Raw genomic sequence first — 22,058 nt, 5'->3', positions numbered from 1 at the left:
TTTTATTGTAGCTTAAAACTCGGGGAAACGAGCAGCGGTATCAACCTGAAGGGCAACGCTGCCGCCAGCAATAAAATACCCTTCGTCGGGAAGTTTGTAAAGCCGTGCTGTTTCTGCGAGAAGCTTTAATGTGCGCGCATGAGTGTTTTCGGTTTGGTGTACGACTTCAGAGAGGATGTCGAGCACATCCCCTGCGTTAAGACGATGGAGCACGGCGCGGCTTTCTCTTACGACGCTTGCCCGTGTTGAGGCGTGGGGGCTCTTAACTAATGACGCAATGACCTCGTATGCACCAAATCCCTCGGAGAACATGTTGCTGCAACTTTCGGCATCCATCGTATTTAGTTGCTCGAGATACCCTCGGACTGTTAGTGAAATACTGGCATGTCCAATACCGTGAAGGAGCGAGGTCTCAGTTTCGTGGAGTGCATACAAATCGCTATACTCTAACGTGCGACGGACCGCTTGAGCATTGGCATCGTCGATGTCGTTCAACGGATAGAAGGGTAGTTTTTCTATGTATGGACCGCTCATTGTTTTCAAAATTATACACTATAGTGAAGGTATTGCAAATTGGTGCTACAATGGTGGCAGTATGACCGATGAAATATATAGTGATATGGCGCTTGAGCGGGCTTGTAAAGAGCGGTTTGGGCTTGATGTTGATGTAGCCCAAGTGATACTTCGGGATGCCGAGGTGAGCCGTACAACAACAGCAACCGTTTTTCTTACAAAAAAGAAGCAACTACTTGTCTATGTTCATGGTCAGTCTCGATTGCTACTTGGCGACATTAAAAAAATCGTGACACGAATGGGCTTGAAGGCAGAAATGTATCTTCCGCCGAAAAACAGACCTGACTATTTTGATGAGATCGGCCGTGAGAAGTTTAAACAAGTATTTCCGGGACGCGGCACGGTAACTGCCGAAGATATCCTCTTTTATCGGACACTTGCGCCCTACAATCCAGCGCTGATATTGATCAACGAAGTCAAGAACGGCGAAATTTATTGTCACGATAGTGATACCCGAGGCGGCTGGAGAGTTGCTGCTAAGTTTGCTTATCGTCGTATAAAAACAAGTTAGACAGCTACATCCGGAAGTAGGTCAAGAACGACCAAATGTTCGATGTGTGGCGTGCGTGGAAAGAAGTTATATCCCTTATGGGCGCGAATACCATACTCTGCGGCCAGTAGAGCTACGTCACGTGCCTGGGTTACTGGGTTGCAGCTAAGGTATATAATTCGTTTCGGTTTAGCTTTGAGCAGTGTTTCAATGACGGCCTCATGCAAGCCCGCCCGTGGCGGGTCAACGATAATCGTACCGTCGTTTGTAATGTAATCAAGCGCATTTTCGCTAGCAGCCAATATTGCCTTGGCATGTTGTGTTTTGCCAAGTGCTGCGATGTTGTTGTTCATTTCGTTTACGGCGTGTTCGTTGACCTCAACAAGCGTCACCAGCCCTTCGGCAATAGTGAGACCGATTGTTCCAACGCCACTATAAAGATCAGTAAGCGGCGCATCTTTTTCAACCCACCGCTTCATGTCAACCAGCGCCTGCTCGTATACGGGCAGGTTGATTTGAAAAAAACCTTCTGTCGCGTACGAAAACGGCACCCCAAGAATCGTATCAGAAAGCGAGGCACTTCCTTTTACACCAAGACGTTTTGTAATGATACTGGCGGGTGACTTGGGGTTAGAAAAAATAACTTCACCGCGCACGAAGGCTGAGCTTACTTTTTCGAGCAATTCGTCTGTTGGAAAATCCTCATCTTTAACGTAAAGTTGCCAAGCTGTCTCCCCTTTTACATTGCAGCGGATAAGTAGTGTTTTGAGAGCCCTTCCCTCGATATTCATAGTATTTAGCGTTTCAAGGATTACCTTTGAAAGGCTCGTGATTGCGGGATTTGCCAAGCTTGTGTGGTCAATGGGAATTTTACCGTGCGTGCCACGGCGGAAAAAAGCTAGGCTGAGGCTGTTTGTTTCGGTGTCAAACCAAAAACTGTATTCGATCTTATTTCGGTATTCGTATTGTTTTCCGTCGGAATAAATATCGATAGGCTCGGGGAGTACGATGTTGTGAAGCTCGAACGCTTCTTCAATAAGTGAAGCCTTGTAATGCTGTTCCGCCTCGAAAGTCATAATTTGCCATGGGCTGGTAGACAGATAGCTATCGGGGTCTTTTGGCGAAATACGATCCCGGGCTGGTGTTTCAATATTTGTAACGGTGCCCTCGACAAGCCGAGATCTGCTTTTTGTTAGTTGGATTGTCACTGTCTCACGGGGAAGGCCGCCCCAAACAAACGCTTTTTTGCCATCGGCAAGCGTCCCTATCGTTTGACCTCCGCCAACAATCGCATCAAGTGTAAGCGTTTTAAAGACCGGTTGTTTCATCTCGCCCATTATAGGTGATTCGTGAAAGAAAAGGCAAACTATTTATTTCTTTTGAAAACGAAGTGTTAGAAGCTTAATGAGTATCAATACGCCGCCAGTAATAATAAGACTCATTATAATGACGTATCCCCACCCGCTCTGTCCCGGATCAAGAAATGGATATGGGTACCAGCTTATGATCGCGCCACGAATGAAGCTGTAGGCAACATATGCGATAGGAAAACTGATCCAGCTGAGCGCTTTTTTGTAAGTGATTGCCCTAGCGGGAGGAGTAACGAGCCAATCAACCAGAATAGCGACAGGTAGTATATAATGAAGGGTCATATTTACCCATGGTAGAGTAAGCTCGAGATTGGGGCTGCCCGAAAGTAGCAAAACGTAAATTATACCAGTCATCGTCATGTAAAGTGTGATAGCGCCCCTTATAAGATCGCTTTTTTGGCGAATTCCCTTTAGCCCAAGGATACCTAGTACAAGAAAAAGTATCGAAGCAAGAATGTTACTTTCGATAGTAAAAAAGCTGAAAAAGTTAGCGATGTTTTTGCCATTAAGGATGCTAGTGTATAGCTGTGTAACGATAGCAGCGATGCCGAGGGCGCCGAACCCTATTCTTACCCACGAGATAAAGTTTTGTTTTTTCATATATCCATCATACGACAATCTATTTAAAATGCTAATGCTTTTCGTTTAGCGTCATAGCTGGATGTTCTTGGTTAGGAAATCGCCATATTTAGGGTCGGCTACAGCTTGACGCACTTGATCGCTTACCGCGTATTTGCCATTGGAGACGCCAGAGTTATCATTAAGATTACCAATGTATGCCCATTGATTGTCAACGCTAGCAAATAATAGAGCCGTACTCTGTTCGTTATTGATGAGGCTAACGATAGAAAGTGCTTTGTTACCTTCGGTCTTCGTTTGTCGCGCAACCTCAGTGAAAGGCGCGTTTCCCCCGGCGTTTTTGTAGAGAGCGAGTAGCTTATCGGTTGCGGCGTATTCATCTTGAATGGAGGTTTTGTCAGCGCAGGCTAATTCGTGGTAAGGCGGAAGATTGCTACCCTCCACTGTTTTTGTGCTTGTAAGGACGCAGACGGCTTTGTCGTTTTGGTAAGTTGCATGACTTGGGTTTTGGCTGCGGGCTGTACCTACATTGCCTGCTTTTTCGAACCCCTTATCTTTCATAAAGGCGGTTGTTTGTTCTTGTACTGTAGGTGTATCATCTTTTGTCATTGGTTTTTTGCCGGCGAATAAGACATGATTTTTTGCTGGTGCGTTGATAATATACGAAGCTGTGCTGGAACGGTATATCACAGTTCCATCTGTTGTTTGGTCTGCTTGGGCTGTATAGTCATTTGAGGAGAGCGCTTTTACGGCATCGGGTTTGGCGTATTCTTTGGTAATTTCCGCAGCAGATAACGAGCTTGGCTTAACGATGCTAGGCTGTGGAGCCGCACTCTTGAGAAGAACAATCACCCCAAAGCCAACGGCAAAAACGGCAATAATATACGCAATAAAGATTGCAATATGTGCAACGGTGCGGGGCGGTGGTGTATGAGCGTCGTTTTGCATAGCTTCCTTTCTTATGGGGTTACCACGATAGAATTGTATGATTCGGGGGACATTGCGGAGGTTGAGTATGTGGTTTGGCATTGATATTTACCCCAATATTCAACGTTTCTGTTTGAACCAGTATTGTTAGTCCACCAATCGTCAAATCCCCAGGGGTTCGGTCCCCAGTTGCTTCCCGTCCAGGCTCGACTACGGAAAGTCGTGCTAATTGTGTTCGTGCCTGCTGGACAGGAGCCGGCGTAGTTTACGATTGCATGAACGGTAGACTTGAATGAACCTGGGCTGAGATATGTTGGTGCGGCAGGCGTGCTTATGGCGCGGACGGCTGTTGGTATGTTACTTTGCGCAGAGGCGCTACTCGCGACATCTGGCCCCTGGCATTGAGCTTGCGCCTGGAATCCGTATTGGAATCCTTGGGAAGCAGCGGTGCTAAGAGATAACCCTGACCCCCACGGGGTCCAGCTTGACCACGAACCCATGGTCGCTGTTGCGGTGCTTCGGTAACGAATTTGATACTGGACGGTTCCTGATGCACAGGTAACGGTCCCGGTTATGTCTCCTTGGGCGTTACTTCCGACGATTGAAGCGCTCATTACTGGTGTGCCGCTAGGTGCGCTGATTGAGGTGACCGCGCTGGCGGTATTCGACCATGTTCCCTGGCCTGTTGATCCAATTGGCGCAACCCGGAAGTAGTACGTTTCGCCCGGTACCAACCCGGTCGCCGATGCGGTAAGTCCGCTTGGACTGGATGTGACGACACTATTTGTAAAGTTTGCATCAAGTGCCTGCTGAAGTTGATAGCTCGTCGCGTTATTTGCCGCGGCCCACGATAGATTTATCTGAGTATTACCGATAGTCGTAGCGGTGATGGTAGTTCCTGTTGTTGCGGCGATTTGCGTACGGTGGCGGCTATCCATAGAAACGATGTTTCCAGAGCTTTCATCCTTATACTGAAGTGTATATTGCAAACAGGCGTTGCCGGTCGCACAAGTTGTGCTGCCGTCACCCACGTATGCGTACAGATCATTGCTTCCGCTGGAGAGAGCCGTGCACGTGATCGAGTTGGTGGTGCCACTGGGACTCGTTGGGGTTGTGAGCGCGCTTATTTCAATGCCCGGTAAAACGTTGGTGCTCACCTGGTTTCCGCTTTGTGTCATGGCGGCACAACTAGGGTATTCGCCATTTTTTGCATAATACTTCTCAAGAGCCTCAACAATGATTTTGGCCCGGGAAGAACGGACTGAGTTTCGAGAGTCTATCTGTACACGGGTGTATCCAAAGAAGGCCACTGTTACGAGGATGCTAATAACCATCACCGTGACCACGATTTCAACAATGGTAAAACCGTTGTTATTTTTTCTCATTACCCTTACTTTACATGTCGCTTATGGTTCTCGTCAATTCACAGCAGTAATCAAAAAGCCTCTTCGCGAATAGAAAAGGCTTTTTGAGATATATGAATTTTTGTCTAGGCGATGTTTTTTAGAGCACGTCGTGACAACATATAACGGTAAGCGGCGTAAACGCCTGCGCCAAGAACGAGAGCGCTCAAAGCGACGTTTTCACCGAGGCCGGTGTGCGGAAGCTCAGCGGGCATTTCCGGTGTAGGAGTCGGTGTAGGTGTTGTTGGGGTAATAGGTACTTCAGGTGTTTTAGGAACGGTTACGGTAACTACGGCAGGGTTACAGCCCTGTTGTGGATTATCGTTAGCTGTGCTGTTTCCGGTAAAACACGCTGTATTTTGGATTGTCGTTGCTTTTGTGGCGGTTACCTTCACAAGATATTCTTTAGTTACCTTTTGGCCTGGCTTAATAAGACCAAGGTTTTCAGTGATCTGACGCTGCGATGGGTTATTGACAAGTTCAACACCTGCTGGCAATGTATCGGTCATAACTGTTTTGGCCATGTCATTATAGCCTTTGCTATCGGCGGCACCATCATTGCGTACCTCGATAACATATTTAAGGGTATCGCCGGGTTTGGCAGCTACGGCTGTTCCGGCAGCATCGGCTTCACTAAGAACGCCACCTGTGGTAATATTCTGGACTTTTTTGGTTATAACACCTTTAGGGTGCCAGGCAAATGCGGTCGTCGATAAACCGGCTACTGTAAGGACGCCGACAATCGCGGCACTAAGTAAAACGTTACTTACTTTCATGAGTTTCCTCCGTTAATTATGAATTCTCCGGGGCGGTCTCTCAGGCCGTAGTATGGATTGATTTACATGTTATCACAATATAGTAAAAAAGTCAATAATATTTAAAAAGTATGATATAATCACTAAGCACGGAATAGCGACGTCCGCAAAGGAGTTAAAGATGGTAGCAACTGTTACACTGCCGAGTGCTGACGAGCTGTTTTCTCGGCTGTCACAGGTAAACAACGATACGCACTACGTGAAGTTTGTCTATCCCTACGTGTGCACCAGCTTGAGCGGCAATTGCAAGTCGGGTTTCGAAGTGATGGAAACGCTTTCTCATTCCATTACTTCAAGCGCCACGATACATCGGTCGATGGAAGTACTGGACGCCATGATGCTGAGCCTGCAAAAGTTTGCCGAGGATCTCCTCGTGAACGATCTTGCGGCACTCCAGCCGGACGCGTTGGAATTCCTCGCCAGACTCTATCAGTGTAGAGACTGAAGGCGCTTCGAGGACTGTCCATAACCGCTCTGCCTACCTTTTAAGGAATGGCAGAGCGGTGTTTCATTTGGTCTATTTGCAAATAATGCCATAAGATGATAAAAAAAGTGAGGAAACTGTCCTATCAATGAGGGAGGTTCTCGTGGATGTCGATGACCCAGTAGAGGGTCTGTACCATTTTTTTCTGATGGGGCTTATGTGGCTCCGTGAGGCAAAGCCAGATGTCTTGGCTCGCCGAGGATCGAGTGTTTTTTCGTCGTTGGCACGGGCGACCCCCGTGTTCAAGTCGGCAAGGACCTTGGTGCTCCAGAGCTGGGACCTGATGGAGCGCGTGTGTGAGCACAGCGTCGTTCATAACGACGAAGAGCACCTCGGAACAAGAGAGTTGAGGAAGCTCATCGCTCAATCCGAAAAGCACAATGTCGTGCTTGTAGTCCCGGCTGCTGAAAGTTTGGGGCCGGACAAGCTGTTCGGACCGGGCGGCTACAGCCACGCGATCACCGATGCCGGTATCGAGCATGCCATGAGTGTGGCCGGCAGGTATTCGGCGATCATCACGATCGACACATTCCTTCAGGGCTGGGCGAAGCACAAGCATCAAATGGCGAGTTTCAACGCCAAGACCGGTTCAGCTTCGTCAACCCAAGGTCCTGGCGAAGGTGTTACGGAGGGAAGTGTTGGCAATAAGTACATTCCTCCTGCGCCCTACGGTGAGGCGGACTTCGACTTCTAGGCGGTTACCGTTAACCCCGGAGTGACCCAGCTGTGGCAGGGCCTCGTTCCGGGGTTCTGTCATAGCTTAAAATAATGTTTCAAGTTCGGCTTCGAGCTTTTTGACATTCAGAACTTTGATTTTTTGTGTATCTGAAAGTAACTTCTTTTTCTTAAGGATTGAGATCTCGCGGCTGACCGTCTCTCGTGAAAGCCCGGCACGAAGGGCGAGATCGGATTCGGTAATAGAAAGTGATCGGATGTTCCCTAGTATTTTTCCGTTTTGGCCTCGAATGTCAAATAATATCTCAAAGATAACCCGGCCGCTTGCCCCGCCCTTCATAAGATAGGTGACGCGCCGCAATAAGTCCTCGTATCCTATATATGCATTAATAAGCATGTCTTTTAGGACGTCGGGATTCCGGGTGACGAAGGTACTGGCATCGTTAATCGGTACGTAATGTACAGTAATATCGCTGCCGGCTGAGAAATAGTAGGCGCTTGGCAGACCCGTGAGCGCTGTTAAAACCATGAAAGCACTGCCTGGCTTAAATACATTTACGACAACCTCATTTCCCTTTTGTGTGATATCGTACTGCTTTACCCATCCTTCGGTAATAAAGTAGGCATATTTTGGCTTGTCATGTGCAAGAAGAATCACTTGATCTTTTTTGAAGCTTTTTGTTTTATATTTCTTGAAAAAGAGTTCTGCTTTTTCCTTCCCCGCACTGTTCATGTGTTGAGTGTATCATCCTGCTTCTTTACAAATGTGACATATCTCACAGATATTTTTAATGACCTCTTAACTTTTAATTATTCAAGAATGTGCATACAGATATGTCATACTAATAAACGATTAAATTGAAGGAAGAGCAAAGTGTCCGAGCACGTAATGGTATTCGTTGATGGTCCAAACGCTGATAACCAAGCTTGTGCTTGGGGCGCGTTGAATGGGTTTAATACAGATAAAATAAAACTTGCGGGAGTAGTTGTTTCTCCAACGGCCGTTAATTATGCCGAAAACGCCCCGGATGCATCACGCAATATCGAAAATTCACGCGCCGTGCATAAGCTCCACACCGCAAGAATGGCAGGCCTGTTTTTGCGAGCGGGTGTAGACGCCAGTGTTTCAAGGGCTTGATATTGCGATCGAGATCGCCTGCTCGGGATGACGTTCGGGATTGTCGAAGACGCCTACAAGCGTCGGGTTGATACCCTTCACCCCCGTTTCCTGCAATAGCTCCAGTGCGGCTGTAAAGGCCGTGCTTGGGTGATCGGTCTCGAGCCATCCACCCGGCAATGCCAGGTACCCCTGATAGGGTTCTTCAGCTCGCTCCATCAGTAGGATCTGCCCCCTCCAGATGAGGAGCGCGTCGACGGTTACGCCACGATTCTTCCAGCGGCCACAGTGCGAACATTGTTGGTCATCAAGTATAGTCACGCCTATGAGGATACTAAAATTGGAGAAAATAGTAAATGAGCAGTCGGAATAGTGAGCCCCAGGCAATTACGGGCTACTTAAACTCGATACAAATGGTCCGCACCTCTGTATTACCGATATTTTCTACGGCGTGAGTGCTGACGGGTGCGGGTAGTACTTGGCCATCTGTGAGCTCAAAATCCTGGCTTGATCTATCGGAGCCTGTGAGGCGAAGCGTGCCGGAACTTAAAATATAATTAAACGTTTTCCGGATTGGTATGCATTCCGACCTTGTCTCCTGGCTCAACGGTTACCTTGAGCATGCGTATTTTATCATTTTCAAAGATAACCGCGTGTTGTTTGGGTGCGATAGTGACGATATCGTCAGGTGTACTATTCATATGTATAAATTCCCCATATTATGTTCTGGCTTCTCTATCGGTATCGAGCATGCATTTTGAGCGAGTAAACCCAATAAACGGTAATAGCGCAACTTATGTTGACCTGCTGGGCTCGCATTCACCAGAGAGATGCGCACTTCTAGTATACCAATAGAGACCGCGAAAACTGGTGCGAACGCACTTTCTTGTTTTGAGTGTCTCTTGTGCGTTACAGCACGGCATATTGGCGTGTCCGCCGATGAACTTCCACGCCTAGTCCGCCCTAAATCTTGAGGGAGTGATGGTCTTCACTGATACCATCACTCCCTTAGGGAGATTATTTAGCTAGGTAGTTCTTTCTTGCTCGTATGAAGAACAGGAAGGCTGCGGCTAGTATAAGTAAGGCGCCGCCGAGCCATATGAATAGGTTATTTCCTGTACCTGGAAGGCCTAATCCTGGAAGTACGTTTTGAATCACGTCAGTTGCGTTTGTGTCGGCAGTATTGGGGTCGGGCGTGGCCGAGCTGATGTTTGCTGTTGTTACTAGCTGACCGCTGAAGTTATTGTTAATAACTCCACTTACATACAGCTGGTAGGTCCCTACATACAAGGTGCTTGCGTTACAGGTAAGGTTCTGGCCGCTAAGGCTGCATGTAAATGGATTACTTGCGGCGGAAGCTGTCGGGAAAAGGAATGAATCGAGCTTTGCGAGAAGAGAATCACCGGTTGGGCTGATGGCACTCACATTCTTGACTGTAATGCCGCTAGCAATAGCACTCTTTAGGACCGCATCCTGAGCTGCTGAAGGTCCATGATTCTTTATAGTGTACGTGTAGTTAACCGTATCGCCACCCCTATAACTTGATTTGTCGTGCGAGATATCAACTTCGAGATCAGCAGAGTACGATATTGGGCTTGAGTCGCTTGGATTTGCTGGAGACGGGTCAGTGCCATTGAACGTTACTGCTGCGGTGTTAATAAATGGATTCGGAGCATCTTCGGCAAGCTTGAAGGTAACATCAACGTCCGTCGTTGCTCCGACGGCTAGCGTTGCTCCATAGTCACATGTTGTTATGGTTCCGCTTGCACTACACGTCCAGTCTGTGCCGCTGACACTTTCGTAAGTAAGGTCTGGGTTGTTGTCAGTTATCTTTACATCGCGTGCGTCACTTGGCCCCCCATTATTCGTTACGCTGAAGCGATAGGTAATGGATTGCCCGGCGACGATTGGTGACGTTGTAGGTACTTTAGTAGCCGTGAGGTCTGCTTGCGACTGAACTGTTGTTGTATCTGTAGAGGTATCGTTAGGTGGGTTAGAATCGTCAAGTATTGACTCTACCATGGCGGTGTTGCTTACATCTCCTTCCACATTCGGAGCAATATGTACGGTAAGCGTAAGGGCTGGTGTCGTAGCACTTACAGCAAGCGCAGGAGCGTAGTCACACGTTACTGTACCGCTAGATTCGCTACAGCTCCAGCCAGTACCACTACCAGAAACATAAGTCAGTCCCGCTGGCAGCGTGTCGACGATACTCACATCACCAGCCGGAGTGTTCGACGGACCAGCATTAGAAGCAGTCATGGTGTACGTTGCATTACTTCCGGCGATGAACGCGCCTGTGTGCTGTTTGGTTACCGAAAGATCTGTTACATTTACGATTGTTGCGGTGTCGGTGCTACTGTTATTTGCACTATTAGGATCCGTCGTCGGTGCGATGGTTGCTACGGTTGCCGTGTTATTAATAGTTGCTCCCGCAGACAGTCCAGCGTTGGTATTGACGGTGACAGTTACAGTGGTCGATGCACCATTGCCAGTAAGCGCACTGCCATTACAAGTAACAACTTGCCCGGCTGCCGAACAGATGTTCGGACTTGAGCTGACATAGGTAAGTCCGGCCGGAAGCGTATCACTAATTGTAAAGCCACTTGCGTCGGAAGGACCGTGATTGATCACTTGTATCTGGTAGTCTTCGGCACTACCTGCCGTGAAATCGTTAGTATGAGTTTTAATGATTTCCAGATCGGCCTTTGAGTCGACGGTAGCTGTATCGATTGGGCTCGTGTTATTACTTGTATCCGGATCAGGCGTTGTTGAGGAAACTGAAGCGGTATTATTAAGCGTTGAGTTGCCCGCAAGCGATGGGTCAGCCGTAACGGTGAGAGTGATGGTAGAGGTTTGGCCTGAGCCAATAGCAGGACCACCCGTACAAGTAATTATCTGGCCGGCGTTTGTACAGCTTGCGTTTATGCCACCTGTACTGCCGCCGCTTACGAATGTCAGTCCGGTAGGCAGTGTATCCGTTACGGTAAAGGCCGCAGCATCCGATGGGCCGTTGTTTGTGACCGTTATGATATAGGTATTATTCGCGCCGGCTGTAAAGTTGCCCGTATGTGTTTTGGTAATGGCGAGATCAGCACTTGCGACGATATTTCGTGTCACTGAACTGCTATTGTTGCTTAAGTCAGGGTCGTTGGTGTCGGCCGGCGGTACGACAGAGGCGGTATTGGCAATTGTGCCTCCTGGCGCGGCGGTGGGTTCTACAGCGACCGTCACATTAAATGTAGAGTCGTTACCATTCGTAATTCCGGTAGTATCAGTACAAGTAATAGTTTGGGCGCCGTTTGTGGCAGTATTTGTGACCGAACAAATATTCGGACTTGAGCTGACATAGGTAAGGTTTGAGTCGAGTGTATCGGTTACCGTAAAGCCGGATACGTTCGACGGTCCACCATTATGTACAGTAAAGTTGTAGGTTGCGTTCGTGCCTGCGGTCATGTCTGTAGCTGGAGCTTTTGTAAGTGAGAGGTCAGCATTTGGTTTGACGGGAGCATTATCAGTTGAATTATTATTGCCCGAAACCGGATCGGTAACACCGGCCGCAGGAGCAACCGATGCCGTATTGGCAATTGTGCCCGATGCACTGCCACTCACTGCGACATTAATAGTAGTGGTTTGTGTTTGGCCTACTCCGATTGCACCGCCGCTACAGGTAATAACCTGCCCCGCTGCGCTACACGTTGCATCGCTTCCGGCAACGGTGCTGACATACGACAAGCTAGCAGGTAACGTATCGGTTATAGTGTAGCTTGGCGAGTCGACAGACGGACCATTGTTCACTACTGTAAGAGTGTATTGGCCTTGGCTTCCGGCAGTAAAGCCGGTACCGACATGCGCTTTTGTTATGCCTAGGTCGGCACTGGAGTCGATGGTTGGGGTATCGGTAGATGCGTTGTCGCTAAGGTCTGGGTCGGGAGTGGTCGTGCTTACCTCAGCGGTATTAGTTGCACTACCCTTTGCAATAGCATCTACAAGCACTGTCAAGGTAATATCCGGTGCTGGGCCTCCGGCATTGATAACGGCCGTATTAGTGCACGTTACCGTGCCAGTGGTGTGCGAACAGCTCCAACCGGTCCCTGCTGCTGATACATACGTAAAGTCATCATCAAGTGTATCGGTAACGGTAACGGTGCCTATAGGAGAGTTAGATGGGCCTTGGCTGTCGACGGTAATCTTGAAGGCGTTGTTGACCCCGGCTGTAAAGTTGCCTGTGTGTGTTTTTGTGATGCCTACGTCAGTGCTCACAAAAACGTTTGTGGCATCCGTAGAGCTATTGTTTGCTGAGTTCGGATCGGTGGTGCCTGCGGGCACTGCCACCGTGGCCGTGTTCGAGAGTGCTCCACCAGGATAGCTAGGTGATACATTGACTGTAATACTAAATGTCGTCGTTCGACTTGCCGGTGTTCCATTACCAGGTATGGCACTTCCCGTACAAGTAACAACTTGCCCGGCTGCCGAACAGATGTTCGGACTTGAGCTGGCATAGGTAAAGTTGGCGTCCAACGTATCCGAAATGGTAAATGATGACACATCTGACGGACCATTATTAGTAACGGTGAAATTATAGGTAAGCGTCCCACCCGCTGTAGGTGTACCGCTGTGCGCCTTTGAGATTCCCAAATCTGCTTTCGGCGCGGCTGGAAGGGTAAGACTCGCGCTGTTATTACTTAAATCGGGATCGTTGGCGACACTAGCGGTAGCGGTATTAACTTTAGCACCCGTCACTGATGAAGCAATGTTTGCCTCGATTGTGATAGCCGGAGCAGTTACGCCGGTATTAAGTGCCGTACGGGTACAAGTAACCGTTTGACCACTAATATTACATGTCCAACCGCCGCCACTCGCACTTCCGGCGATAGGTACAATACCCGCAGGGAGTGTGTCGGTTACCGTTACGGTGCCGGCGTTGTCCGGACCATTATTTTTTACGGTTAAGATATACTGCATAGACTCGCCAGGTATGTAGCTGGTTATCGGGCTGCCGCCGCTATCGGCCGCTGTTTTGCTGACGAATTGAATGTCCGAGCCTGCAAGTGAACCGAACGTGAAGTAGCTTGTGCCAGCCGGCAAGGTAACGGTAGCTTCGTAGTTAGAGCCATTCACACTCATATTCGTTCGTGTGGCAGAGCCGTCAAAAGTTGTGCTATTGCTGGTATACATTACACCATTACCACCAGGTACAGCACTTACCGGAACCTGAACTTTGACTTGTCCGACCGTATTAGTCCTGACTGCTTTCCAGATACGATTCATGCGATTGTATCCACCCGTCACCGTTGTAGTGGTGTTAGTGGCAGCGCCATTGTGGCCCCAAAGCAAGAACGACTTATCGGTCGTGAAATTATTGGCATTACCTTGATTTGTGGAGGAGATGGCGCCTTGGCCCATTGTCACGATATCGCCGTCCGATGTACTCTTTGATTGCTTCTGATTTAGGGTAGTCGTATCATCTCGGCCGATACCGGCAATATTATTTTTGAAAGTTGCATCGGCTGACCAGATGGTGTTACCGGCGCTATCTGAATATCCTGCCCCCGTTGTTCCCTGATAGCGTGTGACACCATATTTTATTGCTAAATAAGAGGCAACTTTAAGGCGCTCAGCAGGTGTAAGGACCCTATTGAAGTAAATCGCTTCTCCTATCGGGCCTGCCCAGCTTGTGCCCGAGCTTCCATTAGTACTACCGAATGTATTTCCACTTTGGCTACCACTACTTGTTGCATAGAGGCCCGAGGTTACATTTTGCGATTGTTCGTTGTCATCGACGCCTACAACTCTAGATTGGTTATTAGCATTGGGTGAAATAAAACTATATACGTGAGGAACTAGCGCTTGAACACTGGAATAAGCGAGATCCTGGGGACTTGTTCCGCGTACCCATAAGTCGGGTTTGCCGTTATTCATAGTGATGCTCGGGGTATCATCTCCAAATTCTTCAAAGTAGCGGTATCCGCCGTCTGTGCGTGAAGCAGTTGCTCCATAAAAAGCAGTCATAGGGTCACTTCCGATAATACCGTGCGTCGGCATACTAAATGCATCATCGGTTCCATCGAATACATACGCTGGGTTAAAGTTAATCGCGCCCTGTGTCAGCACGGGTTGTTTTGAGCCAGTACTCTGTGTTATATCGTAGCCAAGCCCGCTTGAATCCTTCCAAAGCGCGTTTGTGTTACCTGTGCCATCCGCCTTATACCACATTCGCACACCAGTCATGCCCATAGGATCTGGAAAATTCTGCGTCGTAAAGCGAACTATAACGATACCCGAGCCACCACTCGCACCGCTCCTTACGGGGTCCGAAGAGTTGCTAGGATTGTTAGCACCACCACCGCCACCACTACCGGTGTTAGCGGTGCCCGCACTTGCAACACCATTACTTCCAGCGCCTTGGCCACCGCCACCGCCACCTCCTGCGGCTCCTGGTACTGTGTTGCCAGTATCATTACGGCCGGCTCCACCGCCACCACCAGCGTAGGTTACTGTCGAACCGGTGATAGTCGAGGTTTTACCCGCTCCTCCACCACCAGGCGCGCTTGCGGTAGCGTTAGCGCCAATAGTACCGGCTCCTCCACCACCGCCATTCCGCCCTTCGGTGACCGAGAGAGTTCTTCCACCACCATTATTACCTTGTCCGGCAGTACCGGCTCCACCAGAAGCAATATTATTGCCTCCGGCTCCACCACCAGAACCACCGTTGCTTCCGTTGTTACCGCCGTGGTAGCCACCACCACCGCCACCAATTGCTGTTAATGAACTAAAGATCGAATTACCACCATTGCCACCTTTTCCGCTGCCCGGAGCTGGGACGGCAGTTCCACCAGCACCAACCGTTACTGTAGTTGCAACACCCGGCGTTACTGCAACACTTGAGTTTTCGATAAATCCACCGGCTCCACCACCACCGGCATTGTCGGTTCCACCAGCACCACCACCGGCAATTACCAATACTCGTACATTTGTGACACCTGCCGGTGCCTTAAAGGTACTAGTGCCAGCTGTTTTATACAGAAGTACCGTGTCGCCACCAACAGTGGTCACTTGTGCGTTACCACTATCAAGACCAGGGTTTGTGCTTGCGTATGCTTCCATCGGTTTTTGAAGCGTCAATGCAATAATTCCTACGATAGTAGCGAGAGCAAAAGATAGAAAATTCCTTTGCTTTAAAACTCTTTTTAATAACTTCATAATGCCTCCTCCTTATAATGAAGCTTCAGCTCTAACTCCTGGCCGTTTTTTAATACTAAAGGCTCTTCAGGAAATAGCTTGTCTTTGCCGAATGGCTTTCCGACTAACAAAACATACTTGCCTTCTGCTAACGCGGCGCTCACCTTGCCATCTTTGTCTGGTCGGACAACATTTACTTGTTGCCCGCGTTCATTAAAAATATAGACATTAAAATCAAAATTATTGCATGGCTGCCTACCACAGTCATAAGAAATAGTTGCTTGCAACCCGGCGGCCCCCGTAACTTCTTTGTACGACTCGCTGCGAGTTGATTTAGTGCCGGAATTTGCAAAGAAAATAGCCAGAAGAATAATTATGATGACTGTTATAATCGACAGCCATATACAGACACTCTTTTTAATAGTAATCGTATCACCCTGGCTTCCGAACCATTTACGAAAAGTTCCGTTTGAACGGTTTTTTCTAAATTTGTTTGTTTCTTGCATTCTTACCCCCACCAATGCGCCTAACAATTACACTGGTTCAGAGTATAGCAATATAAAATTAAATCGAAATTAATACATGTCTTTTATGACATGTATGCCTTTTATTTTTTAGCGCGTTGCCACGGCCAGCGGCCTTCAATTTCCATTTCAAATTCAACACCGAGTAGCGATCGAATCACTACGATAACCGCTAGAATAATAACGCTGTCCATATTTAAATTACCGGCCACCGAGCGAATAATATCGCCTGCAACAAGGAATTCAAGACCAACGAGAATACTCCTAGCTAGGTTATGGCGGTAGGATCTGTAGAGCTCATGAACACTTTTTCGTTTAGCTATGGCGACAATAAGCGCGCATGAAGCTAAAATAGCTCCTGCCAGGATAACGACGACTCCCGCTGCGTCGAGAAGCTTACCCGCCGTTTGTGCGAAAGATGAAAAATCAAACATATCAAACATGTAATTATCGTTGCAAAGTGCTTATGATTTGTCAACAAATCCCATTAGAACTGTAGCGAAGGATCTACGTCGGTAGTTTTCAGCCTAGCGACGATGACTTCCCGGCCGTCCATTTCACCCCCTAGCGTACAAGTGTATAGGGTTAGTTTAGCGTCGTTGCTTGAGGCCTCAATCTCAATTTGTGTCGGCTTTACTTTGAGCCGATCCTCTATTTTGTACTGGTAGCGTTTTCCATTGAAATCAATGAATATATCATCACCTACATGAAGCTGATCGATATGATAAAAAGGAGATTTTTTATTTATTTCTTGGTATGTCCAGCCCATTTCAAAACGATGCCCAGCAAGAATAAAATTGCCACCTTTTTCGGAGTCGCCGCGTTCCGGGTAACGGTGCCAAGCGCCACTATTAAGCGCTTCTTCAGTGATGCCATAAGGTACATTTAGTTTAAGCTTAGGAATATAAAGCCTATTTTCGGTGAGTTTTGCAATGTCGTGAGACACGGGTTCATTCCACTCTTTGGGAAGTGGCATGTATACTTGGGCAAGAATTAGCCATAACAAATATATTCCTCCTCCGAACAGAATGAATGCCCCGCCAAGCCACCCATATACATACTTTCGCCGAGGCGATACGAATTTTTTCAATAGTTGTTTCTGAATCGTAATCCCCCTAGCGGCTTTAGTGTAGCTATCCTAGAATTTACGCTAATGCTTTAATCTCGTCAAACGCTGTCTGAGGCAGCTTGATATAGTCCGTTGTGCTGTTCTGTAATACTCAAACCTAATACCCCCAAAGCGGAGGTTGTACGGGACGACGTTTGCCTCCGTTCGTTGCTATGAAGAGCGGTAAGTTGTTCGCCGTGGACTTGATTGTAAAGTTCGAGTACTTCATCGTATAGTTCGCGTGTTTCCTCTAAATCGTATTGAGCGAGCATTTCGGGAGACATTTCTAAAAGTATATCTAGCGCTTCAGCTTCTTTTACAAGAACCTTATCATAAAGAGTGCGGCCTGCTTCTGGTGTCTCTAGAGCGGTTATCATACCGGTGCGCCATCTATCTTCATGTTTGGCACTATGCCATTCATCCTTGCTTTTATCTTCTCGATCCGTCCGCGGACGAATGTGTGTGAGCCAGTGGAGGCTGGCTTTGAGGTGCCATTGTAATGAGCGCATGGCCAACTGTTCGCTCGTTTCGTGCTGAGCTCCGCGCAGGTCATCTACTGCTTTGTCAAGCGCGGCGAGCTCTTCGGTTGTAGTACTAGAAGTGCCTCGCCCTACACCGCACTCACGAAACCTTTTCACAATTGCTCGTTCGTTCGGCAACAACTCCGCCCCCTCGGTGCGCCAAGCAAATGCATCGCCAAACATCCTCCACCAAAATTCATGCCCACCGGAAACCAGGCCGGGCGTATGATTGGGCTTGCCGGTGTGCGAGGGGGCTAATTTCCAGGCGCGGATAGCTTCCGTAGCCTCCGGCGCGGTAAAGATAGTTTGATCGAAAGGAATATCCTGCTCGTCTATCAGCGCTGCTGCTACAGCCATGTCACAGAGCTGTGCGTACTGTCTACCGCTTGATATGACAAAACTGCCGCGGAGCACTTCCATGGCCATGCGCCATGACTCCGTTTTAAATATTTCTTTTGTTTCCAAATGCTCCGGTAATTCGTGGGCATCCCCAAAATCATATCCGACAAATTTTGTCATGCGCTCAGCCATTCGTCCTCCCTTTTTCGTAAAACTAGTGTACCATACGCAGAGTCATTTTTGCGCAGCAACCTTGCCTGCCGAATGGTAGGCTTCATCTAAATAAGTGAAAAGGCCCAAGGCAGACAGTGTCCGTCTTGGGCCATTCGATTACACGGGATGTAGCGTGCAGGTGTGCTTGTGCTTTTCGTTCATTGCTGTCCACCCAGAGCGTAGGTTGCCTTCGCTATCGGGGTCAGCCATGAGTATTTTGAGGTTGCCAGGGGCTATATTGCCTAACATGCATTCGAGGTTTCGCTTTAGGCGCTGCTCGTTAGCGACAGTACTCAGTCCGTCCGAGCATGTATAAATGGCAACTTCAACTTCTCCGTCGAAGACCATGTCTGCCAGGAGTCTCGTTCGTTCTTCAAACAACTCACCTGTCACGACGGCAAGTTTGCGCAAGTTCGGAAACAGCGCTTGGGTGAACAGCAAGTTTTCCGGCACGCTCGTGGAGTATGGCTCGCAAATCGTCTTAATATCATTGCCGAATGCTTCGTGGAGATACCGCTCCATAATGTAAGCTTCTCGGAACTTTCGCAGCGTGTCATCTTTAGGCATATACCATCCTGAAGGAATAACAACAGGTGCGACTCCCTCGCAGTACAGCCTTGCGGCGCACTTTACGCGAATCTTTGTTCCTTCCTGAATTCGGCCCTGGTGATCGGGCATGTGGCCAAGTAGCAGAATTGCATTCTCTACATCTGGGTGAGTAATCACAAGAGTTATTATATTATGGTATTAAGCAGAGCTCGAAGTAGGCTTGATATGTGTAATAATTAGTTAATTTTGTTGACAATGTGAGCTTCTAAATATACCCTTAGGGGGTATAGTAAAAGAGGAGGATGGTGTATGCATCAAGAAAGTAACAAAATCGCTTTGAACGCTACCCTGCACTGTCTCGCAGGATGCGCTATTGGTGAAATTACCGGGCTAGTTTTGGGTACTATTTTTGGCTGGCCTAATCTTGTGACGATCGCTGTTGCCATTGCGATGGCATTTGCCTTTGGATATACACTATCGCTCATTCCTCTTGTAAAGTCGGGCATGGCTTTAACTGCGGCTATGCCACTTGTTCTTGCTGCTGATACACTTTCAATTTTTACGATGGAAGTTGTTGATAACGCTACGGTTATTGCTATTCCCGGTGCAATGAGCGCAGGGCTCGTAAACCCTGTATTTTGGCTATCACTCGCTGCCTCGCTCTTCTTGGCATTTTGGGCCGCGTTTCCTGTTAATCGCTATCTTATCCGTAAAGGCAAAGGACATGCACTTGTTCATAATGAACACCATTAGTAGGAGGTTGTATGACAACGTACGGATATTCAAATAACAAAGAAGCAGTTTTAAAACGTCTTCGCCGAGTAGAAGGTCAGGTGCGCGGCGTAGCAAAAATGGTAGAGGCGGACACGTATTGCATCGATATTTTAACTCAAATCAGTGCCATCCAGGCCGCTACTGATAAAATTGCCCTTGAACTTCTTCGCGAACATACAAAGCATTGCCTTTTGGACGAATCTATAGGTCCCCGAAGCAGAGATGAAAAAATTAATGAAGTAATAACTGCCATTGATAGGCTTATAAAATAAAAGGAGGACAGTGTAATGGAAACAAAAGCATTAGTATGCGGAATTGTGGGCTTTATTTTAGGCGGGTTGCTCGTATCGGTCGCAGCAACAACGTTTAATAAACCTCAGCCGCAAGATATGACTATGGAAGCCATGGTAAGCTCACTAAAAAACAAAACCGGCGATGAGTATGATGCCGCTTTCATTAATGAAATGATCAATCATCATCAGGGTGCTATTGATATGGCAAAAATGAGCGTCGACCGGGCAAGTCATAAAGAAATCAAAGATCTCTCAAACACGATTATTACTGCGCAGGAAAAAGAGATAGCCGAAATGAAGCAGTGGCAGGATATGTGGGGTTTCAAGACAACCCATAATTCGATGCATGGTATGTAGTTCTCCTTGCATATGAAGAAGGGGCCGACTAGTGTAGTCGGCCCCGAAACGAGCCCGCGAGCCCGCTTCAAAACTCAAGTCTCCCGTCAGAACTAGTGTATTGCACCGACATTTCGGATACGGCCTAGAAGAGCGTGTCCAAAATCAGCTGCTCCGTTGCCGCCCAGCTTGTGCGCCGGTGAACGCCGGGTACCAGTACTTCGCCTGCCACTGGCCGGTTCCAGGCATAGTCGCCGAACACGATACCCAAACCGCCAAATCCTTGGACACACTGCTGTACGTTTTCGAGGCCATCATCGACGATCACGTCGCCGCCAAGCTCTCGATACCAATACAGCTTGGAGCGCTCTGGCGGCTTTGGCTCGGCATGCCCTGTGAGGATGACGGTTTCGAACATACCCGGAAAGCGATAGTCGAGCTGATCTACCGTGGCCTGCTGGAGCAAAATACTCCTCGAGGTCAGCACGTGGTATTTAACGCGCTTCCCCCGCTGCCGGCCGAATTCCTTGATGCGATTCAGGCTTTCTTTTGCTCCCCGAACTGGCTGTAGCTCGCGACTCCTATTGCCCAGGTAGTCGAGCACGAACTCGTGAGCCACCAGAGGGGTTACGTTCCACCACTCATGATACTTGAGAGTCAGGTAGCTCTTGGGTGTGATTTTCCAGGCGTCTCCGAGGTTCCGTGTGACGGCTGCCTCATGAACACGTCTCACCTGTTCGCACAACACTTCGTCCAAGTCGAGAACGATGTTCACATCGTCCTGTGCGGCAATTTTCAACATCTCTCCTTCGGATAGGTTTTGAGCTTTTTAGTTATAGCATGCTTTGTGGATAATTGAAATCATATGGTAAAGATTCCCATCCGACAGGAAGACGCTACCTTATAAAGGACCCGTTACTCAAGCATGTCTTAATTTCATCAAAGCTGAGGCTGGAGATGTCAAGGCAGAGTTGGTCTATTTCGTTATCAGCTTCATCTGATTTGGAGAAACCGTTCTGCATTAATATTTGCTGTAGCGACTTATTTATTTTCTCTTTTTCATTCGAGAATAGACCATTTAATCTTCTAGATATATCTGATTTTAAATACTTAATAATGACTCGATCGGCATACACTACTTTATCGAGCTCACTAATCAATGCTTCATCAATTGCGTAAACAAGGTCGATGGATGCGCTAACAAGAGAGGCCACTTCTTTAAAGGTAGGCGGCTGTTTTTTGTAAAATGATTCGAGCGCCAATTGGATGTCTAGCCCACGATATTTTGCCTTGATAGCTTCCTTATCCTCTAGTAAAAGCTCTGTATCCTTTACTGATATATCATTTTCGGCATCGTAGTGTGTGAGCCTGTTTCGCCAGCAGATCAACACATGTACAAGTGCGAGACGTGTGTCCTTAATATCGTATTGTTCACATATAATCGCTAACTTTGTATAGATCTTTCGGTTGTTCTCTTCATTGTCGATGTTTTTCTTTAAATCAGTATCTTCAATGAGAGACGGGCTCTTATTGATTAGTCGCGTATACATATCAAGGCAATCGACCACCCATACAAGACAGGATTTCTTAGCAAAGTCCCTACTTCTGTAGGCGGATATTTTTTTATCCTTAGGACTCCACGTTGCGTGGAATTCTTTGCTGATCGTAACATTGCCTTTTATGATCCCATCCAGTCCAACGAGTAGAGTGATAAGCATATGGTTGGCTTGTCCGACCTCCTTTTTAAAGGCTTTTAGAGCTGGGCTTTTTGTGATGATCATTCGCA

General features: G+C 47.9%; 24 protein-coding genes. 7 read left to right on the top strand and 17 right to left on the bottom strand.

Annotated features, from left to right (window positions below):
* Positions 1-12: 12 nt before the first annotated feature.
* Positions 13-534 (bottom strand): hypothetical protein, encoded by a 522-nt coding sequence (locus tag VFH06_04690; protein HET6747374.1) that lies wholly within the window; start codon positions 532-534, stop codon positions 13-15.
* Between the two features lie 61 nt (positions 535-595).
* On the opposite strand from VFH06_04690, the gene VFH06_04685 reads away from it, so the two are divergent.
* The gene (locus VFH06_04685; GenBank protein ID HET6747373.1) at positions 596-1,084 is read left to right on the top strand and encodes a hypothetical protein; all 489 of its coding nucleotides are present in this window, start codon (positions 596-598) and stop codon (positions 1,082-1,084) included.
* Here VFH06_04685 and VFH06_04680 read toward each other — a convergent pair.
* The 5 genes from VFH06_04680 to VFH06_04660 all read right to left on the bottom strand — a co-directional run bounded on the left by VFH06_04680 (position 1,081) and on the right by VFH06_04660 (position 6,118).
* Positions 1,081-2,391 carry a hypothetical protein gene (locus VFH06_04680; protein HET6747372.1) on the bottom strand — a complete coding sequence of 437 codons (1,311 nt, stop codon included), beginning with the start codon at positions 2,389-2,391 and terminating at the stop codon, positions 1,081-1,083. The genes VFH06_04685 and VFH06_04680 overlap by 4 nt on opposite strands.
* Positions 2,392-2,433: 42 nt before the next feature.
* Positions 2,434-3,033: a Pr6Pr family membrane protein gene (locus VFH06_04675; GenBank protein HET6747371.1), complete on the bottom strand. Its 600-nt coding sequence runs from the start codon at positions 3,031-3,033 to the stop codon at positions 2,434-2,436.
* A 51-nt stretch (positions 3,034-3,084) separates the two neighbouring features.
* On the bottom strand, positions 3,085-3,960 hold the full coding sequence (locus VFH06_04670) for a hypothetical protein (protein HET6747370.1): 876 nt from the start codon (positions 3,958-3,960) through the stop codon (positions 3,085-3,087).
* Between the two features lie 11 nt (positions 3,961-3,971).
* A complete protein-coding gene (locus VFH06_04665) occupies positions 3,972-5,324 on the bottom strand; it encodes a fibronectin type III domain-containing protein (GenBank protein HET6747369.1) in 1,353 nt (450 codons plus the stop codon).
* 104 nt (positions 5,325-5,428) lie between these two features.
* The gene (locus tag VFH06_04660; GenBank protein ID HET6747368.1) at positions 5,429-6,118 is read right to left on the bottom strand and encodes a hypothetical protein; all 690 of its coding nucleotides are present in this window, start codon (positions 6,116-6,118) and stop codon (positions 5,429-5,431) included.
* A 160-nt stretch (positions 6,119-6,278) separates the two neighbouring features.
* On the opposite strand from VFH06_04660, the gene VFH06_04655 reads away from it, so the two are divergent.
* Positions 6,279-6,602 (top strand): hypothetical protein, encoded by a 324-nt coding sequence (locus VFH06_04655; protein HET6747367.1) that lies wholly within the window; start codon positions 6,279-6,281, stop codon positions 6,600-6,602.
* A gap of 127 nt (positions 6,603-6,729) precedes the next feature.
* Positions 6,730-7,335, top strand: coding sequence for a hypothetical protein (locus tag VFH06_04650; protein ID HET6747366.1), 606 nt, complete (start codon positions 6,730-6,732; stop codon positions 7,333-7,335).
* Positions 7,336-7,401: 66 nt separating this feature from the next.
* On the opposite strand, the gene VFH06_04645 is transcribed toward VFH06_04650, so the two are convergent.
* Positions 7,402-8,049 carry a Crp/Fnr family transcriptional regulator gene (locus tag VFH06_04645; protein HET6747365.1) on the bottom strand — a complete coding sequence of 216 codons (648 nt, stop codon included), beginning with the start codon at positions 8,047-8,049 and terminating at the stop codon, positions 7,402-7,404.
* 141 nt (positions 8,050-8,190) lie between these two features.
* Here VFH06_04645 and VFH06_04640 point away from each other — a divergent pair, with 141 nt between their 5' ends.
* On the top strand, positions 8,191-8,454 hold the full coding sequence (locus VFH06_04640) for a hypothetical protein (protein ID HET6747364.1): 264 nt from the start codon (positions 8,191-8,193) through the stop codon (positions 8,452-8,454).
* Here VFH06_04640 and VFH06_04635 read toward each other — a convergent pair.
* The 8 genes from VFH06_04635 to VFH06_04600 form a co-directional block, all read right to left on the bottom strand.
* On the bottom strand, positions 8,443-8,754 hold the full coding sequence (locus VFH06_04635) for an NUDIX domain-containing protein (protein HET6747363.1): 312 nt from the start codon (positions 8,752-8,754) through the stop codon (positions 8,443-8,445). The two genes, VFH06_04640 and VFH06_04635, sit on opposite strands and share 12 nt — an antisense overlap.
* Before the next feature lie 236 nt (positions 8,755-8,990).
* Positions 8,991-9,134: a hypothetical protein gene (locus VFH06_04630; GenBank protein HET6747362.1), complete on the bottom strand. Its 144-nt coding sequence runs from the start codon at positions 9,132-9,134 to the stop codon at positions 8,991-8,993.
* 316 nt (positions 9,135-9,450) lie between these two features.
* Positions 9,451-15,636, bottom strand: coding sequence for a hypothetical protein (locus VFH06_04625; GenBank protein HET6747361.1), 6,186 nt, complete (start codon positions 15,634-15,636; stop codon positions 9,451-9,453).
* Positions 15,633-16,121, bottom strand: coding sequence for a hypothetical protein (locus tag VFH06_04620; protein HET6747360.1), 489 nt, complete (start codon positions 16,119-16,121; stop codon positions 15,633-15,635). The genes VFH06_04625 and VFH06_04620 overlap by 4 nt, the downstream gene beginning before the upstream one ends.
* 101 nt (positions 16,122-16,222) lie before the next feature.
* Complete coding sequence (locus tag VFH06_04615) at positions 16,223-16,582, bottom strand: DUF1622 domain-containing protein (GenBank protein ID HET6747359.1); 360 nt, start codon at positions 16,580-16,582, stop codon at positions 16,223-16,225.
* 44 nt (positions 16,583-16,626) lie between these two features.
* Positions 16,627-17,115 (bottom strand): class E sortase, encoded by a 489-nt coding sequence (locus VFH06_04610; GenBank protein ID HET6747358.1) that lies wholly within the window; start codon positions 17,113-17,115, stop codon positions 16,627-16,629.
* Between the two features lie 191 nt (positions 17,116-17,306).
* Positions 17,307-18,299 carry a hypothetical protein gene (locus VFH06_04605; GenBank protein HET6747357.1) on the bottom strand — a complete coding sequence of 331 codons (993 nt, stop codon included), beginning with the start codon at positions 18,297-18,299 and terminating at the stop codon, positions 17,307-17,309.
* A gap of 138 nt (positions 18,300-18,437) precedes the next feature.
* Positions 18,438-19,046 carry a YdcF family protein gene (locus tag VFH06_04600; GenBank protein ID HET6747356.1) on the bottom strand — a complete coding sequence of 203 codons (609 nt, stop codon included), beginning with the start codon at positions 19,044-19,046 and terminating at the stop codon, positions 18,438-18,440.
* 132 nt (positions 19,047-19,178) lie between these two features.
* Here VFH06_04600 and VFH06_04595 point away from each other — a divergent pair, with 132 nt between their 5' ends.
* Genes VFH06_04595 through VFH06_04585 form a run of 3 tightly spaced genes read left to right on the top strand, consistent with a single transcriptional unit; the run spans position 19,179 to position 20,293 of the window.
* On the top strand, positions 19,179-19,622 hold the full coding sequence (locus tag VFH06_04595; protein HET6747355.1) for a DUF4396 domain-containing protein: 444 nt from the start codon (positions 19,179-19,181) through the stop codon (positions 19,620-19,622).
* Between the two features lie 11 nt (positions 19,623-19,633).
* Complete coding sequence (locus tag VFH06_04590) at positions 19,634-19,915, top strand: metal-sensitive transcriptional regulator (GenBank protein ID HET6747354.1); 282 nt, start codon at positions 19,634-19,636, stop codon at positions 19,913-19,915.
* 15 nt (positions 19,916-19,930) lie between these two features.
* Positions 19,931-20,293, top strand: coding sequence for a DUF305 domain-containing protein (locus VFH06_04585; GenBank protein HET6747353.1), 363 nt, complete (start codon positions 19,931-19,933; stop codon positions 20,291-20,293).
* A 124-nt stretch (positions 20,294-20,417) separates the two neighbouring features.
* On the opposite strand, the gene VFH06_04580 is transcribed toward VFH06_04585, so the two are convergent.
* Positions 20,418-21,074 carry a hypothetical protein gene (locus tag VFH06_04580; GenBank protein ID HET6747352.1) on the bottom strand — a complete coding sequence of 219 codons (657 nt, stop codon included), beginning with the start codon at positions 21,072-21,074 and terminating at the stop codon, positions 20,418-20,420.
* 94 nt (positions 21,075-21,168) lie between these two features.
* Positions 21,169-22,053, bottom strand: a complete 885-nt coding sequence (locus VFH06_04575) for a hypothetical protein (protein ID HET6747351.1) — start codon at positions 22,051-22,053, stop codon at positions 21,169-21,171.
* Positions 22,054-22,058 lie beyond the last annotated feature (5 nt).

This window comes from Candidatus Saccharimonadales bacterium, assembly GCA_035697325.1.
Lineage (GTDB): Bacteria > Patescibacteriota > Saccharimonadia > Saccharimonadales > Saccharimonadaceae > JALRBM01.
This window is presented reverse-complemented; position numbering and strand designations above follow the sequence as displayed.

Bases quoted from the DNA above. Each gene is read 5' to 3' on its own strand.
- VFH06_04690 (HET6747374.1), bottom strand. From the start codon at position 534: ATGAGCGGTCCATACATAGAAAAACTACCCTTCTATCCGTTGAACGAC.
- VFH06_04685 (HET6747373.1), top strand. From the start codon at position 596: ATGACCGATGAAATATATAGTGATATGGCGCTTGAGCGGGCTTGTAAA.
- VFH06_04680 (HET6747372.1), bottom strand. From the start codon at position 2,391: ATGAAACAACCGGTCTTTAAAACGCTTACACTTGATGCGATTGTTGGC.
- VFH06_04675 (HET6747371.1), bottom strand. From the start codon at position 3,033: ATGAAAAAACAAAACTTTATCTCGTGGGTAAGAATAGGGTTCGGCGCC.
- VFH06_04670 (HET6747370.1), bottom strand. From the start codon at position 3,960: ATGCAAAACGACGCTCATACACCACCGCCCCGCACCGTTGCACATATT.
- VFH06_04665 (HET6747369.1), bottom strand. From the start codon at position 5,324: ATGAGAAAAAATAACAACGGTTTTACCATTGTTGAAATCGTGGTCACG.
- VFH06_04660 (HET6747368.1), bottom strand. From the start codon at position 6,118: ATGAAAGTAAGTAACGTTTTACTTAGTGCCGCGATTGTCGGCGTCCTT.
- VFH06_04655 (HET6747367.1), top strand. From the start codon at position 6,279: ATGGTAGCAACTGTTACACTGCCGAGTGCTGACGAGCTGTTTTCTCGG.
- VFH06_04650 (HET6747366.1), top strand. From the start codon at position 6,730: ATGAGGGAGGTTCTCGTGGATGTCGATGACCCAGTAGAGGGTCTGTAC.
- VFH06_04645 (HET6747365.1), bottom strand. From the start codon at position 8,049: ATGAACAGTGCGGGGAAGGAAAAAGCAGAACTCTTTTTCAAGAAATAT.
- VFH06_04630 (HET6747362.1), bottom strand. From the start codon at position 9,134: ATGAATAGTACACCTGACGATATCGTCACTATCGCACCCAAACAACAC.
- VFH06_04625 (HET6747361.1), bottom strand. From the start codon at position 15,636: ATGAAGTTATTAAAAAGAGTTTTAAAGCAAAGGAATTTTCTATCTTTT.
- VFH06_04620 (HET6747360.1), bottom strand. From the start codon at position 16,121: ATGCAAGAAACAAACAAATTTAGAAAAAACCGTTCAAACGGAACTTTT.
- VFH06_04615 (HET6747359.1), bottom strand. From the start codon at position 16,582: ATGTTTGATATGTTTGATTTTTCATCTTTCGCACAAACGGCGGGTAAG.
- VFH06_04610 (HET6747358.1), bottom strand. From the start codon at position 17,115: ATGCCACTTCCCAAAGAGTGGAATGAACCCGTGTCTCACGACATTGCA.
- VFH06_04605 (HET6747357.1), bottom strand. From the start codon at position 18,299: ATGGCTGAGCGCATGACAAAATTTGTCGGATATGATTTTGGGGATGCC.
- VFH06_04595 (HET6747355.1), top strand. From the start codon at position 19,179: ATGCATCAAGAAAGTAACAAAATCGCTTTGAACGCTACCCTGCACTGT.
- VFH06_04590 (HET6747354.1), top strand. From the start codon at position 19,634: ATGACAACGTACGGATATTCAAATAACAAAGAAGCAGTTTTAAAACGT.
- VFH06_04585 (HET6747353.1), top strand. From the start codon at position 19,931: ATGGAAACAAAAGCATTAGTATGCGGAATTGTGGGCTTTATTTTAGGC.
- VFH06_04580 (HET6747352.1), bottom strand. From the start codon at position 21,074: ATGTTGAAAATTGCCGCACAGGACGATGTGAACATCGTTCTCGACTTG.
- VFH06_04575 (HET6747351.1), bottom strand. From the start codon at position 22,053: ATGATCATCACAAAAAGCCCAGCTCTAAAAGCCTTTAAAAAGGAGGTC.